The organism is Paraburkholderia sp. MM5482-R2 (assembly GCF_050436125.1).
GTDB lineage: Bacteria > Pseudomonadota > Gammaproteobacteria > Burkholderiales > Burkholderiaceae > Paraburkholderia > Paraburkholderia tuberum.
Map to the genome: position 1 here is coordinate 1,154,795 of NZ_JBNDLP010000003.1, position 12,296 is coordinate 1,167,090.

14 protein-coding genes and 1 pseudogene are annotated in these 12,296 nt (G+C 63.7%); 9 read left to right on the forward strand and 6 right to left on the reverse strand.

Annotated features, from left to right (window positions below; translation table 11 throughout):
* The first annotated feature begins 8 nt into the window (after window positions 1–8).
* The 3 genes and pseudogenes from OKW37_RS27455 to OKW37_RS27465 all read left to right on the forward strand — a co-directional run bounded on the left by OKW37_RS27455 (window position 9) and on the right by OKW37_RS27465 (window position 5,427).
* Window positions 9–3,196, forward strand: a pseudogene (locus OKW37_RS27455) (efflux RND transporter permease subunit).
* A gap of 13 nt (window positions 3,197–3,209) precedes the next feature.
* The gene (locus OKW37_RS27460; RefSeq protein ID WP_429402777.1) at window positions 3,210–4,877 is read left to right on the forward strand and encodes an efflux transporter outer membrane subunit; all 1,668 of its coding nucleotides are present in this window, start codon (window positions 3,210–3,212) and stop codon (window positions 4,875–4,877) included.
* Window positions 4,780–5,427, forward strand: coding sequence for a divalent metal cation transporter (locus tag OKW37_RS27465; RefSeq protein WP_429353150.1), 648 nt, complete (start codon window positions 4,780–4,782; stop codon window positions 5,425–5,427). Before OKW37_RS27460 ends, OKW37_RS27465 begins: the two co-directional genes overlap by 98 nt.
* A gap of 139 nt (window positions 5,428–5,566) precedes the next feature.
* Here OKW37_RS27465 and flhC read toward each other — a convergent pair whose 3' ends face one another.
* The 6 genes from flhC to OKW37_RS27495 all read right to left on the reverse strand — a co-directional run bounded on the left by flhC (window position 5,567) and on the right by OKW37_RS27495 (window position 9,417).
* Complete coding sequence (gene flhC / locus OKW37_RS27470) at window positions 5,567–6,136, reverse strand: flagellar transcriptional regulator FlhC (protein ID WP_018423439.1); 570 nt, start codon at window positions 6,134–6,136, stop codon at window positions 5,567–5,569.
* Between the two features lie 14 nt (window positions 6,137–6,150).
* On the reverse strand, window positions 6,151–6,471 hold the full coding sequence (gene flhD / locus OKW37_RS27475) for a flagellar transcriptional regulator FlhD (protein WP_090807045.1): 321 nt from the start codon (window positions 6,469–6,471) through the stop codon (window positions 6,151–6,153).
* 742 nt (window positions 6,472–7,213) lie between these two features.
* Window positions 7,214–7,750 carry a GNAT family N-acetyltransferase gene (locus OKW37_RS27480; RefSeq protein WP_429402778.1) on the reverse strand — a complete coding sequence of 179 codons (537 nt, stop codon included), beginning with the start codon at window positions 7,748–7,750 and terminating at the stop codon, window positions 7,214–7,216.
* A gap of 41 nt (window positions 7,751–7,791) precedes the next feature.
* The gene (locus tag OKW37_RS27485) at window positions 7,792–8,640 is read right to left on the reverse strand and encodes a helix-turn-helix domain-containing protein (protein WP_429402779.1); all 849 of its coding nucleotides are present in this window, start codon (window positions 8,638–8,640) and stop codon (window positions 7,792–7,794) included.
* 88 nt (window positions 8,641–8,728) lie between these two features.
* Window positions 8,729–9,031, reverse strand: a complete 303-nt coding sequence (locus OKW37_RS27490) for an addiction module antidote protein (RefSeq protein WP_018423436.1) — start codon at window positions 9,029–9,031, stop codon at window positions 8,729–8,731.
* A complete protein-coding gene (locus tag OKW37_RS27495) occupies window positions 9,028–9,417 on the reverse strand; it encodes a type II toxin-antitoxin system RelE/ParE family toxin (protein WP_429402780.1) in 390 nt (129 codons plus the stop codon). Before OKW37_RS27495 ends, OKW37_RS27490 begins: the two co-directional genes overlap by 4 nt.
* 285 nt (window positions 9,418–9,702) lie before the next feature.
* Here OKW37_RS27495 and OKW37_RS27500 point away from each other — a divergent pair, with 285 nt between their 5' ends.
* The 6 genes from OKW37_RS27500 to OKW37_RS27525 all read left to right on the forward strand — a co-directional run bounded on the left by OKW37_RS27500 (window position 9,703) and on the right by OKW37_RS27525 (window position 12,284).
* Window positions 9,703–10,071, forward strand: coding sequence for a nuclear transport factor 2 family protein (locus tag OKW37_RS27500; RefSeq protein WP_429402781.1), 369 nt, complete (start codon window positions 9,703–9,705; stop codon window positions 10,069–10,071).
* Window positions 10,072–10,093: 22 nt separating this feature from the next.
* Window positions 10,094–10,375: a hypothetical protein gene (locus OKW37_RS27505; RefSeq protein ID WP_090806947.1), complete on the forward strand. Its 282-nt coding sequence runs from the start codon at window positions 10,094–10,096 to the stop codon at window positions 10,373–10,375.
* A gap of 96 nt (window positions 10,376–10,471) precedes the next feature.
* A complete protein-coding gene (locus OKW37_RS27510; RefSeq protein WP_184025325.1) occupies window positions 10,472–10,936 on the forward strand; it encodes an RbsD/FucU family protein in 465 nt (154 codons plus the stop codon).
* A gap of 36 nt (window positions 10,937–10,972) precedes the next feature.
* The gene (locus OKW37_RS27515; protein ID WP_187617319.1) at window positions 10,973–11,380 is read left to right on the forward strand and encodes a VOC family protein; all 408 of its coding nucleotides are present in this window, start codon (window positions 10,973–10,975) and stop codon (window positions 11,378–11,380) included.
* Between the two features lie 102 nt (window positions 11,381–11,482).
* A complete protein-coding gene (locus OKW37_RS27520) occupies window positions 11,483–11,917 on the forward strand; it encodes a DoxX family protein (protein ID WP_184054217.1) in 435 nt (144 codons plus the stop codon).
* 94 nt (window positions 11,918–12,011) lie between these two features.
* Window positions 12,012–12,284 (forward strand): hypothetical protein, encoded by a 273-nt coding sequence (locus tag OKW37_RS27525; RefSeq protein WP_090810195.1) that lies wholly within the window; start codon window positions 12,012–12,014, stop codon window positions 12,282–12,284.
* Window positions 12,285–12,296: the final 12 nt, after the last annotated feature.

A 12,296-nucleotide genomic window follows, 5' to 3' on the forward strand; every position in this document is an offset into this window, starting at 1 on the left:
AGCTTCCAATGAACATATCCAAATTCTTCATCGATCGCCCGATCTTCGCAGGCGTGCTATCGGTATTGATCCTGCTCGGGGGCATCATCTCGCTGTTCAAGCTGCCCATTTCCGAGTATCCGGAAGTGGTGCCGCCTTCGGTGGTGGTGCACGCGCAGTATCCGGGCGCGAATCCGAAGGTGATCGCCGAGGCGGTCGCCGCGCCGCTCGAAGAGCAGATCAATGGTGTCGAGAACATGTTGTACATGCAGTCGCAGGCGAATAGCGACGGCAATCTGACGCTGACCGTCACGTTCAAGCTCGGCACCAATCCCGACCTCGCGACGCAGCTCGTGCAGAACCGCGTCAATCAGGCGCTGCCGCGTCTGCCGGAAGACGTGCAGCGGCTCGGCGTGACGACGATCAAGAGTTCGCCGACGCTGACGATGGTCGTGCACCTGATCTCGCCGAACGATCGTTACGACATGACGTATCTGCGCAATTACGCGCTGCTCAACGTGAAGGATCGGCTCGCGCGGATTCAGGGCGTCGGCGAAGTGCAGCTGTGGGGCTCGGGCGATTACGCAATGCGTATCTGGCTCGATCCGCAGAAAGTCGCGCAACGCGGTCTCACGGCGACCGAAGTCGTCAACGCGATCCGCGAGCAGAACATCCAGGTCGCGGCCGGTGTGATCGGTGCGTCGCCGTCGGTACCGGGCACGCAATTGCAGTTGTCGGTGAATGCGCGCGGCCGTTTGAGGACCGAGGGCGAATTCGGCGACATCATCGTGAAGACCGCGCCCGACGGCGGCGTGACCTATCTGCGCGATATCGCCCGGATCGAGCTCGCGGCGTCGGAATATGGTCTGCGTTCGCTGCTCGACAACAAGCCCGCGGTTGCGCTCGCGATCAATCAGGCGCCGGGTGCGAACTCGCTCGCGATTTCAGAGCAGGTGCGCGCGGCGATGAAGGAACTCGCCGAAGACATGCCGGCCGGCGTCGAATACCGGATCGTCTACGACCCGACGCAGTTCGTGCGTTCGAGTATCGAGGCGGTGATCCATACGCTGCTCGAAGCGATTGCGCTGGTCGTGATCGTCGTGATCGTGTTCCTGCAGACGTGGCGCGCGTCGATCATTCCGTTGATCGCGGTGCCGGTGTCGATCGTCGGTACGTTCTCGCTGCTGCTTGCGTTCGGCTTCTCGATCAACGCGTTGTCGCTGTTCGGCATGGTGCTCGCGATCGGCATCGTGGTCGACGATGCGATCGTCGTGGTGGAGAACGTCGAGCGCAACATCGAAAGCGGGCTCAGTGCGCGCGAGGCGACCTACAAGGCGATGCGCGAAGTGAGCGGGCCGATCATCGCGATTGCGCTGACGCTCGTCGCCGTGTTCGTGCCGCTCGCGTTCATGACGGGTCTCACGGGCCAGTTCTACAAGCAGTTCGCGATGACCATCGCGATCTCGACGGTGATCTCGGCGTTCAATTCGCTGACGCTGTCGCCGGCGTTGTCCGCGCTGCTGCTGCGCAGCCACGGCGAGAAGGAAGACTGGCTGACGCGTGTGATGAACCGTGTGCTCGGCGGCTTCTTCAAGCGTTTCAACAAGGTCTTTCATCGTGGTTCGGAAGCCTACGGCCGTGGTGTGACCGGCGTGCTGCGCCGCAAGGGCGCGATGCTCGCGGTGTACGCAATCCTCATCGGTGCAACCGTATTGGTGGCGCGGATCGTGCCGGGCGGCTTCGTGCCCGCGCAGGACAAGGAGTATCTGATCGCGTTCGCGCAGTTGCCGAACGGTGCCTCGCTCGATCGCACGGAGAAGGTGATCCGCGATATGAGCGCGATCGCGCTGAAGCAGCCGGGCGTCGAAAGCGCGGTGGCCTTCCCTGGTCTGTCGGTGAATGGCTTCACGAATAGTTCGAGCGCGGGCATCGTGTTCGTCACGCTGAAGCCGTTCAAGGAGCGCGGCAACAAGAAGCTCTCGGCAGGCGCGATTGCCGGTGCGCTGAACCAGCAGTACGGCGCGATCAAGGACTCGTTCGTTGCGGTGTTCCCGCCGCCGCCGGTGCTCGGGCTCGGCACGCTCGGCGGCTTCAAGATGCAGCTCGAAGATCACGGCGCGCTCGGTTACGCGGAACTCAACAAGGCTGCCGAAGCATTCGTGAAGCGCGCGGCGCAAACGCCCGAACTTGGGCCGACCTTCTCCAGCTATCAGATCAACGTGCGCCGCAGCTGAACGTCGATCTCGATCGCGTGAAGGCGAAGCAGCTCGGCGTGCCGGTCACGGACGTGTTCGACACGATGCAGATCTATCTGGGCTCGCTGTACGTGAACGACTTCAACCGCTTCGGTCGCGTGTATCAGGTGCGCGTGCAGGCGGATGCGCCGTTCCGTCAACGCGCCGACGACATCCTGCAACTGAAGACGCGCAACGCGGCGGGCGAGATGGTGCCGTTGTCGTCGCTCGTCACGGTGACGCCGACCTACGGACCGGAGATGGTGGTGCGCTACAACGGCTACACGGCGGCCGACATCAACGGCGGCCCGGCGCCCGGCTTTTCGTCGGGACAGGCGCAGGCCGCGGCCGAACGCGTGGCCGCCGAGGTGCTGCCGCGCGGCGTGAAGCTCGAGTGGACCGACCTCACGTATCAGCAGATCCTCGCCGGCAATGCGGGCATGTGGGTGTTCCCGATCAGCGTGCTGCTGGTGTTCCTCGTGCTCGCCGCGCTGTACGAAAGCCTGACGCTGCCGCTCGCCGTGATCCTGATCGTGCCGATGAGCGTGCTGTCCGCGCTGACCGGCGTGTGGCTCACCGGTGGCGACAACAACATCTTCACGCAGATCGGTTTGATGGTACTGGTGGGCTTGTCCGCGAAGAATGCGATCCTGATCGTCGAGTTTGCGCGTGAGCTCGAACACGACGGACGCAGTCCGCTGCAGGCCGCGATCGAAGCGAGCCGTCTGCGTCTGCGGCCGATTCTGATGACGTCGATCGCCTTCATCATGGGCGTGGTGCCGCTGGTGTTGTCGAGCGGCGCGGGCTCGGAGATGCGTCACGCGATGGGCGTCGCGGTGTTCTTCGGCATGCTCGGCGTCACGCTGTTCGGCCTGATGCTGACGCCGGTGTTCTATGTGGTGCTGCGTTCGCTCGCGGGCGGGACGATTCACGTCGCGCAGAAGGATGCGCCGCGCTACGGTGCGCCCGTTACGGACGCCTGAGGAGAAAACAACAATGAAACGCTTTGAATCTCGCTTTATATCTTTGCGCGGATGGGGCCGCGCGGCCGCGAGCGGTTTGCTGATCGCCCTGCTGGCCGCTTGTTCGGTCGAGCCGACGTACAAGCGTCCCGACGTCGATACGCCGGCGGCGTTCAAGGAAGCGCCCGCGATGGCGACGTCGGCTGCGGCTGCGTCGGGCGTAGCGGCTGGTTCGGCCGCGCCGGCGCAAAACACCGGCACGTGGAAGCCGGCCCAGCCCGCCGACGACGCCCTGCGTGGCGAATGGTGGAAGGTGTTCGGCGACCCGCAGCTCGACGCGCTCGAAGAGCAGGCCGCCGCCGCGAACCAGGACCTGAAGGCCGCAGCCGCGCGCGTGCAGCAGGCGCGCGCGGTCACGCAGGCGGCGAAGTCCGACTGGTTCCCGAAGCTCGACGCGGGCTTCGGCCCGACCCGGGAGCGTGCGTCGGCGGCGTCGCAATTCCTGCCGGACAGCGCGGGCGGCACGACCGGCACGATCTGGCGCGCGCAGGTCGGCGCGTCGTATGAAGCGGATCTGTTCGGGCGGGTCAGCTCGAATGTGAACGCGTCGCGCTCGGACGAGCAGCAGAGCGAAGCGCTGTTTCGCTCGGTGCAACTGTCGTTGCAGGCCGACGTCGCGCAGAACTATTTCCAGTTGCGCGAGCTCGACACCGACCAGGATCTGTATCGCCGCACCGTCGCGTTGCGCGAGGACACGCTGAAGCTCGTCGAGCGGCGCTTCAAGGAAGGCGATATCAGCGAGCTGGATCTGTCGCGCTCGCGCAACGAGCTCGCGAGCGCGCGTGCCGATGCGGTCGGCGTCGCGCGGCAACGGGCGGCCTCGGAGCATAGCCTCGCGATTCTGCTCGGCAAGCCGCCCGCCGATTTCTCGTTCGCGGAACAACCGCTCGCGCCGGTGGCGGTGCGCGTGCCGCCGGGTTTGCCGTCGGCGCTGCTCGAACGCAGGCCGGACATCGCGGCAGCCGAACGCGCGATGCAGGCAGCGAATGCGCGCGTCGGGCTCGCGAAGTCGGCGTTCTTCCCGAAGCTCGACATCACCGGCGCGTTCGGCTTTGAATCGGCGACGCTCGGCGATCTGTTCATGTGGTCGAGCCGCGCGTTCATCCTCGGTCCGTTCGCGGGTACCGCGCTGACGGTGCCGATCTTCGACGGCGGCCGCCGCAAGGCCAATCTCGCGCAGGCCCGTTCGAAGTACGACGAGGACGTCGCGCAATATCGCCAGCAGGTGCTCGTGGCGTTCCGTGAAGTCGAGGACAATCTTGCCGATCTGCGTTTGCTCGACGATCAGATGCGCGAGCAGAACGACGCGGTCGATGCGTCGCAGCGCGCCGCGCATCTGTCGCGCACGCAGTACACGGAGGGCGCGGTCAGCTATCTCGACGTGATCGATGGCGAGCGGCAGGTGCTGCAGTCGCAATTGCAGGCGAGCCATCTGGCGGGCACGCAGGCGGTCGCGACCGTGAATCTGATTCGCGCGCTCGGTGGCGGTTGGGGCGATGTGACGGCGGGGGATACGGCGGTGGGGGCGGCGCCGGTGCCGGTTGGTGCTTCCGGCGGCGCGGCGGCTTCGCTGGCTGCGGCTTCCGGCTCTGCGGCCGGAGCCGCATCGGTTTCAGCGCAGCAGCAGGTGGCGAAGCGCTGAATTCCTAAGCCTGTTGGCAAGCGCTTCATCGACCTCATCAACGACGCTTGGCATTATCGGCGCGACGGTGATGCCGCATAACCTGTATCTGCACTCGTCGATCGTGCAGACCCGCGCGGTGAAGCGCGATCCGGCCAGCATTCGCTCGGCGATCGGCATGTCACGCATCGACACGATCGCATCGCTCGTGATCGCGGCGCTGATCAACATGGCGATCCTGATTCTCGCGGCCGCCGCGTTTTGCGCGACGGGCCACGACCAGGTCACGCAGATCTTCATCACGCGAGCGCTCGCGCTGATCCCGGCGCTGATCGGTGTGCGGATGCTCGGCAATGGCGCGGTTGGCCAACTGCTCGTCGCGAGTCAGGTCGTGCTGAGCCTGCAACTGCCGTTCGCGCTGTATCCGCTGATCCGCATGACGAGCGGCCGATCGCTGATGGGCGAATTCGCCAACACGCTGCCGACGCGCCTGCTCGTGTGGACGCTGTTTGTTGCGATCAGTGCGGCGAATCTGTGGCTCGTTGCCCAGACGGTGGGGCTGGCCGGTTGATCTGAACGACCGGTATTCGGCACGCCGGTTTGCCCGGCGCGAAGGCGAAAAAAATCCGCGCAGTTCAATCACTGCGCGGAATCATGTGAGCTTCGGTTTGAATCGGGTCGAGCGCGTCTCGCGACGGCGAATCGATCGGTCAAGCGGCCTGCGCAACCTGCGCCGCATCGAGCGCTTCCCGGCGCGCGGCTGCTGCCTTCTTCGTCTTGCCGGCACGCGACGGCGGCTGGCAGGCGCCGCACACGACGTTGTGCTGCAGGTCGTGCTTGTGCGCGACGAACTTGCCGGTACAGCGGCAGCATCTGGTCAACTGCAGGATGTCGGCGTCGAAGAAACGCACCAGCGTCCACGCGCGCGTCAGATCGAGCACCGGCTCGGTTTCGCTGTGCTGACAGTGTTCGAGATACAGCCGATAGCCCTTGGTCAGCGCATCCAGATGCGAGCAGCGCGCTTCGTTCTTGAGGAACAGGTACGTGTTGTAGAACAGCGACGCGTGAATGTTCGCGAGCCACGTCATGTACCAGTCCGCCGAGAACGGCAGCATGCCCTTGGGCGGCGATACGCCCTTGACCTCGCGATACAGGCGGATCATACGGTCGCGCGACAGCGTCAACTCGCTCTCGAGCACCTGCATGCGGGCGCCGAGCTCGATCAGTGCGATCGCGCGAAATACTTCCTGTGCATCTTCGGTCAGGCTTCGCTTGAGCATTGCAGTCACCTCGATCAGGCAAATTGCTCGGCGGGCTGGCCTGCAAGCAGGATCGCCGTGTGGGTCGGTGCAATTGCGGTGTGCTTTGTCGTTTGCGTCAACGCCGACAGCATCGCGTGGTCGTTGAAGCGGAAGAAGCACAAAAGCTGGTCGGAAGCGGCCAGCTTGACGATTTGCGCGAGCGACAGCCCGGCAAGCAAGTCAGCCAGTTCCGACGACAGTCCCAGCCGGAACATTCCGACCGGTTTGTCCTCGCGCAACATGCGTTGCGCGAGCATGATGTAAGACAAGTTGATCTCGCGGATTGAATCCAGCGTCTCGCTGCTACGGTCCATTTTGTCTGTTTCCGAAGCCCCGAATTACTATGTCGGCTTTGCGCCGTTATGTCTTTTCTGCCTCGCCGGCAACGTGGCCTCCGGCTACATGTTGCTACTTGCTACAGCCAGCGAACATTTGATACAAGAGGTTACATTTCGTAACAGCTCGGGACGAATTGTATGAAGGCTAAAACCAGAAATCAATCCTTTCTCAAAAAAATATCTCAAAAAGCTACATCATTTTTCGGTAAGTTTTTCACGCCATTGTAATGAATGATGCCAAGTGAATTTATAGCCTTTCGACACTGGCCTCTAATCCATGAAAACCCTTGCTGGATGGGAATCCTACGCGATTGTCCGAGACGTGCGTCCGCACCGCGCGGCGATCGGTAAATTTGTTTTGGATTAGAAAGGAACAGAAAGCGATGGAATGGACGGTAATAAATACTCGTGCTGGGGGCGCGTGAGGGGCGGATGGAGCCTGTAACCGTATGAAGCGTCCCCCGTTACAAACTACGCAAACGAGGGCCGGATTTGTAACGGCTCGATGAGGAAGGGCAGCCGGTCTGTCGCACGCGTTCGACCCCGAGACTGAACAGCGGTCGCAGACGCGTACCGATCACGTTGTGGACGGAGGCTGCGAGAAGCCAGTGCCGTGCAGGTTGCCTGACACGATGTCGGTGCAATAAGACGACATTACAACGTTGACGAGGCGCCGGGAATGGCCGCAAGGAGGCGTCGTCAATGATTCCCGGGGGCGCTACGCCAGGAATCGCGCCATCAGATCCTCGTCATGGAACACCCCGTCGACGTTCAAGGCGCCGACTTCGCACCCATATTTGCGAAAGCCGAGCGATTCATACAGCCTGCGCGCCGCGTCGTTGCGGCTACCCACGGTTAGCTGCACCTGTCGCAAACCGTCGACGCGCGCCGCGCGCGTCAGCAACTCGCCGAGCAGCGCGCGCCCGACCCCACGACCAGCCGCTTCCTGTGCGACATACATGCCGACCACGTTCGCCTTGTGCCGCTCCTTGTGGGCTTTATTGCGCAGCAGACCGACGACGCCGATCAGCGGAGCGTCGGCCGACGCATACGCGCCAAGCAGAAACGTGCCTTCCGTCTCCGAGCCCTGCAGTGTCGCGTCATGCTGCCCGGCGCCTTTCGCCAGCGCTTCGTCGTGGCTTTGTCCGAACGAAGCGGGGTGCGCCTTCAGCCCGCGCAGACGAAGCTGGAAATAGGCGTCCCGGTCGGCGGGTCCGAGTTGGCGGATCAGCAGGGTGTCGGCGTTGACGGACATCTCACTTATTCGTGGTGAGTGGAGCGGTGGTACGCGAGCGGCTAGCCGCGCTGATGTTCGGCAAATTCGCGCAGCGCCGACGCGGTTTGCCGATCCGCCGGAAAGAACGCCTCGATGGCGAGTTCCGACAGCGTAACGTCCACGGGCGTGCCGAACACCGTGGTGGTGCTGAAAAACGACAACACGCCAAGCGGCGTACGCAGCCGCAATGGCACGGCGATCTGGTTGAGGACTGCATCGTCCAGCGTCGAGGCGTCTGCATTCGGCGGCGCGGGGTAGCCGGCCAGTTCGTCGCGCAGTGCGCTCAGCGTGTCGTCGCCGCTGACGTCGATCTGCCGTTGCAGGCGGCCCAGCACATGCTCGCGCCACGCATGCCAGTTGACGATCGACGCCGCAATGCCTTGCGGATGCAGACTCAGGCGCAGTGCGTTGACCGGTGGCTTCAACAGTTCGGGACTCGCGCCGCTCAACAACGGCGCAATCGCATTGTTGGTCGCGACGATGGTCCAGTGCCGGTCGATCGCGAGGGCCGGGTAGGGCTCATGTCCTTTGAGCACCAGTTCGACGGCTTCGCGTGCGGCGGCGAGCTGCGGGTCGGAGAGGGGACGTTCGCGAAACAGCGGCGCGTAACCGGCCGCGACGAGCAGAGCATTGCGCGCGCGCAACGGCACGTCGAGGCGCTCGGCGAGATGCATGACCATTTCCCGGCTCGGTAGCGCGCGCCCCGATTCGACAAAGCTCAGATGGCGGGTCGAAATGTCAGCCTCCGTGGCGAGCAGCAACTGGCTCATGCGCCGCCGCTGCCGCCATTCGCGGAGAAGTTCGCCGACCGCCCGAGTGCCGATCGGCGCGGATGATGGAGCCGCTTGTGCAATAGAGAGTGTGTTCATGCCACCGATCATAGTCAAAGCGTGCAAGCAATCGATTACCTGAGAGGTAATGCCCCGCCAATTTCAGTCAACGAGACGGGTGCCCGGCTCAGGCGGCAGCCAGGCGCAACGGCACGGCGGTGAATTTGACGCCGATCGCACTCGCCAGTTTGAGGACCGTGTCCATGCGTGGCTTGGAGCCGGGCGCGAGTGTCTTGTAGAGGCTCTCGCGCCCCAGGCCCGCTGCCGCGGCGATCTTCGTGATGCCGCGTGCCTTGGCGATATCCGCGATGGCGGCGAGCAGCAGATCGGAGTCGCCTTCGTCGAGGGCGGCGTTCAGATAGGCCGCGACCATTTCGTCGTTGTCGAGGTACTTCGATGCATCGAAGCGTGCCGTTTTGATCTTGCTCATGACCGTTCCTTTCTGATGGTTGTCCACATTGCTCCGGCATGCCTGATATCCGCCTGCTGCGTGGACTTGTTACCCCCGCAGAGCAGCAGATACATCATGCGTTCCTCGCGCGCGTAGTAGACCCGGTAACCCGGCCCGCAATCGATGCGCATCTCGAACACGCCGTTTTCCAGCAACTTCGCGTCGCCGAAAAGCCCGTGTTCCGCGCGGCGGATCCGCACGAGAATTTGCGCCTTCGCCTTGATGTCGGTGAGGCCGTGAAGCCAACGGTCGAACTCTTCGGTGCAGTTGATCGTGTACACGCGCGGTGTTTCGATCTGCGGATGATTGTATCTCCAAGGATACGGTCGTGCAAGCGAGAAAAGCGTCTCGATAAAGCGGTCCAAGCGGTCCTCCTGTTCATTGCATTGCCCGCCTCGCGATGTCGTCGGCGGGCTTCGATGAGTCACTTGAGGTTAGCGGTGCGAAGGTTTTTTGACGACTCGGCCGAATGACCTATTTGGCGAGAAAAACAGTGAAAAGCGCTGCGTGACAGCGAAGGCTGCATCCGCTTGATTACCTCTCACGTAATCGACGCAATGCACGCGAGCCGTCAATCTTCATTCCGAGCCCGCCGCATGCGATGCGTATGCCGCGCGAAGTGCTCAGTCCTGTCAATCGAGGAGTTCGAGATGAATGCGCATACCGATTTGATCGACCGTTATTTCGATACCTGGAACGAGACCGATGGCGCGCGTCGTCGCGAGTTGATCGCGACAACGTGGAGCGCCGATGCCGACTATCGCGACCCGCTGCTGGCGGGCGCGGGCCACGATGGCATCGACGCCATGATCCGCGCGGTGCATGAGCGTTTTCCGCATCACACGTTTCGCCGTACGACCGACGTCGACGGCTTCGCGAATCGCCTGCGCTTCTCGTGGGCACTGACGACCCCCGCGGGCGAGGCGATCGTGAAGGGCTCGGACTTCGGCGTGGTGGACGCGCATGGGCGTCTGCAAGCGGTCACCGGTTTTCTCGACGAAACCCCCGGCGCCGCCTGAGGCGTCTTTCACGGAGACGATCATGCATGAGCCCGCCGCTGCCAAGCCCGCACAAGTCCATCTCGCGTTGCTGCGCGTCGCGGCCGCGCTCGATGCGTTATCGAGCGCGATCGCCGGTTTCGCGCTGCTCGGCGGCGCGCGGGCGTTCATGTTCATCGCACTGCTCGGTTGGCGCGAGCCGGTGCTCGGCGGCGCGGGGCTCGTGCTGCTCGCTTTGGTCGGATGGCTGCGCTGGCAATGCGGTGCGAGCGCAGCGCCGCAAGACGTCCGGCGCGCTTGCTACAATCGATCGTCGTGCGGATGAAGCGTCGTGCGGATGAAGCGTGACACGCATCGTCTTGCGCAAAGCTCACGACCTCACCCCCTCAGCATGTTCCCAACCGAACGACCTGGAGACCCCGTGCTGAAAAATCTGGACCCGCTACTGAACGCCGATATCCTGCACGCGCTGCGCTCGATGGGCCACGGCGACGAGCTCGTGATCTGCGACGCCAACTTCCCGGCCGACGCCGTCGCGCGCGATACCGTGCTCGGCAAGCCGCTGCGTCTCGACGGCGTCAGTTCGCCGCGCGCGATCCGCGCGGTGTTGTCGGTGCTGCCGCTCGACACCTTTATCGAGCATCCCGCGTCGCGCATGGAAGTGGTTGGCGAGCCGCACACGATTCCCGCGGTGCAGCGCGAAGCGCAAGCCGAGGTCAACGCGGGCGAGGGGCGCGAGGTGCCCTTCGTGTCGATCGAGCGGTTCGCGTTTTACGAGCGTGCGCGCCAGGCATACTGTGTGATCGCGACGGGCGAGGAGCGCGGCTACGGCTGCTTCGTATTCACGAAGGGCGTGTTGCTCGCGCCGGACGCGCCACGCGCATAGTCGCTACCACCTTTCTCGATTCATCACGACAAACCCATGAGCTTCCAGCTAGCCAGTCTCGATCATCTCGTTCTGAACGTCGCCGACGTCGAAGTGAGCGCGGCGTGGTACGCGCGGATGCTCGGCATGCGACGCACCGAGTTCGCGTCGCGCACCGGCACGCGCGTGGCGATGAACTACGGTAATCAGAAGATCAATCTGCGTCCCGCGTCGGCCGATACCGTCGCCTGGATCACGTCGCGCGAGGCGGTGCCGGGCACGGCGGACCTGTGCTTCGTGACCACCGCAAGCCCGGACGACGTCAAGGCGCACTGGCTTGCGCAAGGCGTCGCTATCGAGGCGGGGCCGGTGGAGCGCGACGGCGCGCGCGGCAAGATGACCTCGGTGTATTGCCGCGACCCGGACGGCAACCTGATCGAGGTCGCCACGTATCCGTCAGCTTGAGCGGGCTTGGAAATCGCGGCCATTGCTCATATGCTCAGGGGCGAGGCGGGGAACTGAGCCCGTCCATTCGGGTCTGCTGCTTATTCATTACAGGAGTCCCCCATGTCGCGTCCCGTCGATTTCGGCATTATTTTCATCGCCCGTCTTGCGCTTTCCGTGCTGTTCCTGTGGAGCGGGGTGATGAAACTGCTGGGCTATGCGGGCTTCGTCGGCTACCTGCATTCGAAAGGCGTGCCGTTCGTGCAGATCGCCGCGCCGATCGCAACCGCGATCGAGGTGCTCGGCGGCCTGCTGCTCGTGGTCGGCTTCAAGGTACGGCCGCTCGCGCTGGTCATGGCGGCGTATACGGTCGCGACGGCGGTGCTCGGCCACGACTTCTGGAATATCACCGACCCGGCCTTGCAGCACGACATGGTGATTCATTTCTGGAAGAACATCGGAATCGCGGGCGGTTTCCTGCTGCTGTTCGTTACCGGCGCGGGGCGTCTGAGCATCGACAACGCGCGCGCGCCGCGCGGCGGACTCGGCGGCCTGTAAAGCGGGCTGTAAAGCGTGAGCGCGCGCAGTCGGCGCGGCCCGCATCCTGCTACACAGCAGGATTTCCAATCCGCGCCAATCATGGGAGCAGATGATGATTCAGAACTTCGAGCAAATGATCGGCGGCAAGCTCACGCAACTGTGCGCGAGTCTCGGCGAAGGGCCGACGCCGCATCGTGTGATCATCAGCCTCGCCGAGTCGGCGAAGACGCTGGTGGTTCTGGATGCGTCCGGATTCATCGGCACGCTGAAGGCGGACATCGAGGACCCGGAAAAGCTGCTCGCGGATGCGATCGCCAAAGCGCGCAACGAAGGCCTGATCGAGCGCGCAATCGCTACCGGCACGATTCAGGAGGCGTCGCTGTAGGCGCCTGCATTA

Coding starts and splice junctions, on each gene's coding strand:
- flhD (WP_090807045.1), bottom strand. CDS start 6,471: ATGGACCGTAGCAGCGAGACGCTGGATTCAATCCGCGAGATCAACTTG.
- OKW37_RS27460 (WP_429402777.1), top strand. CDS start 3,210: ATGAAACGCTTTGAATCTCGCTTTATATCTTTGCGCGGATGGGGCCGC.
- OKW37_RS27525 (WP_090810195.1), top strand. CDS start 12,012: ATGATTCAGAACTTCGAGCAAATGATCGGCGGCAAGCTCACGCAACTG.
- OKW37_RS27515 (WP_187617319.1), top strand. CDS start 10,973: ATGAGCTTCCAGCTAGCCAGTCTCGATCATCTCGTTCTGAACGTCGCC.
- OKW37_RS27500 (WP_429402781.1), top strand. CDS start 9,703: ATGAATGCGCATACCGATTTGATCGACCGTTATTTCGATACCTGGAAC.
- OKW37_RS27490 (WP_018423436.1), bottom strand. CDS start 9,031: ATGAGCAAGATCAAAACGGCACGCTTCGATGCATCGAAGTACCTCGAC.
- OKW37_RS27480 (WP_429402778.1), bottom strand. CDS start 7,750: ATGTCCGTCAACGCCGACACCCTGCTGATCCGCCAACTCGGACCCGCC.
- OKW37_RS27505 (WP_090806947.1), top strand. CDS start 10,094: ATGCATGAGCCCGCCGCTGCCAAGCCCGCACAAGTCCATCTCGCGTTG.
- OKW37_RS27520 (WP_184054217.1), top strand. CDS start 11,483: ATGTCGCGTCCCGTCGATTTCGGCATTATTTTCATCGCCCGTCTTGCG.
- OKW37_RS27485 (WP_429402779.1), bottom strand. CDS start 8,640: ATGAACACACTCTCTATTGCACAAGCGGCTCCATCATCCGCGCCGATC.
- flhC (WP_018423439.1), bottom strand. CDS start 6,136: ATGCTCAAGCGAAGCCTGACCGAAGATGCACAGGAAGTATTTCGCGCG.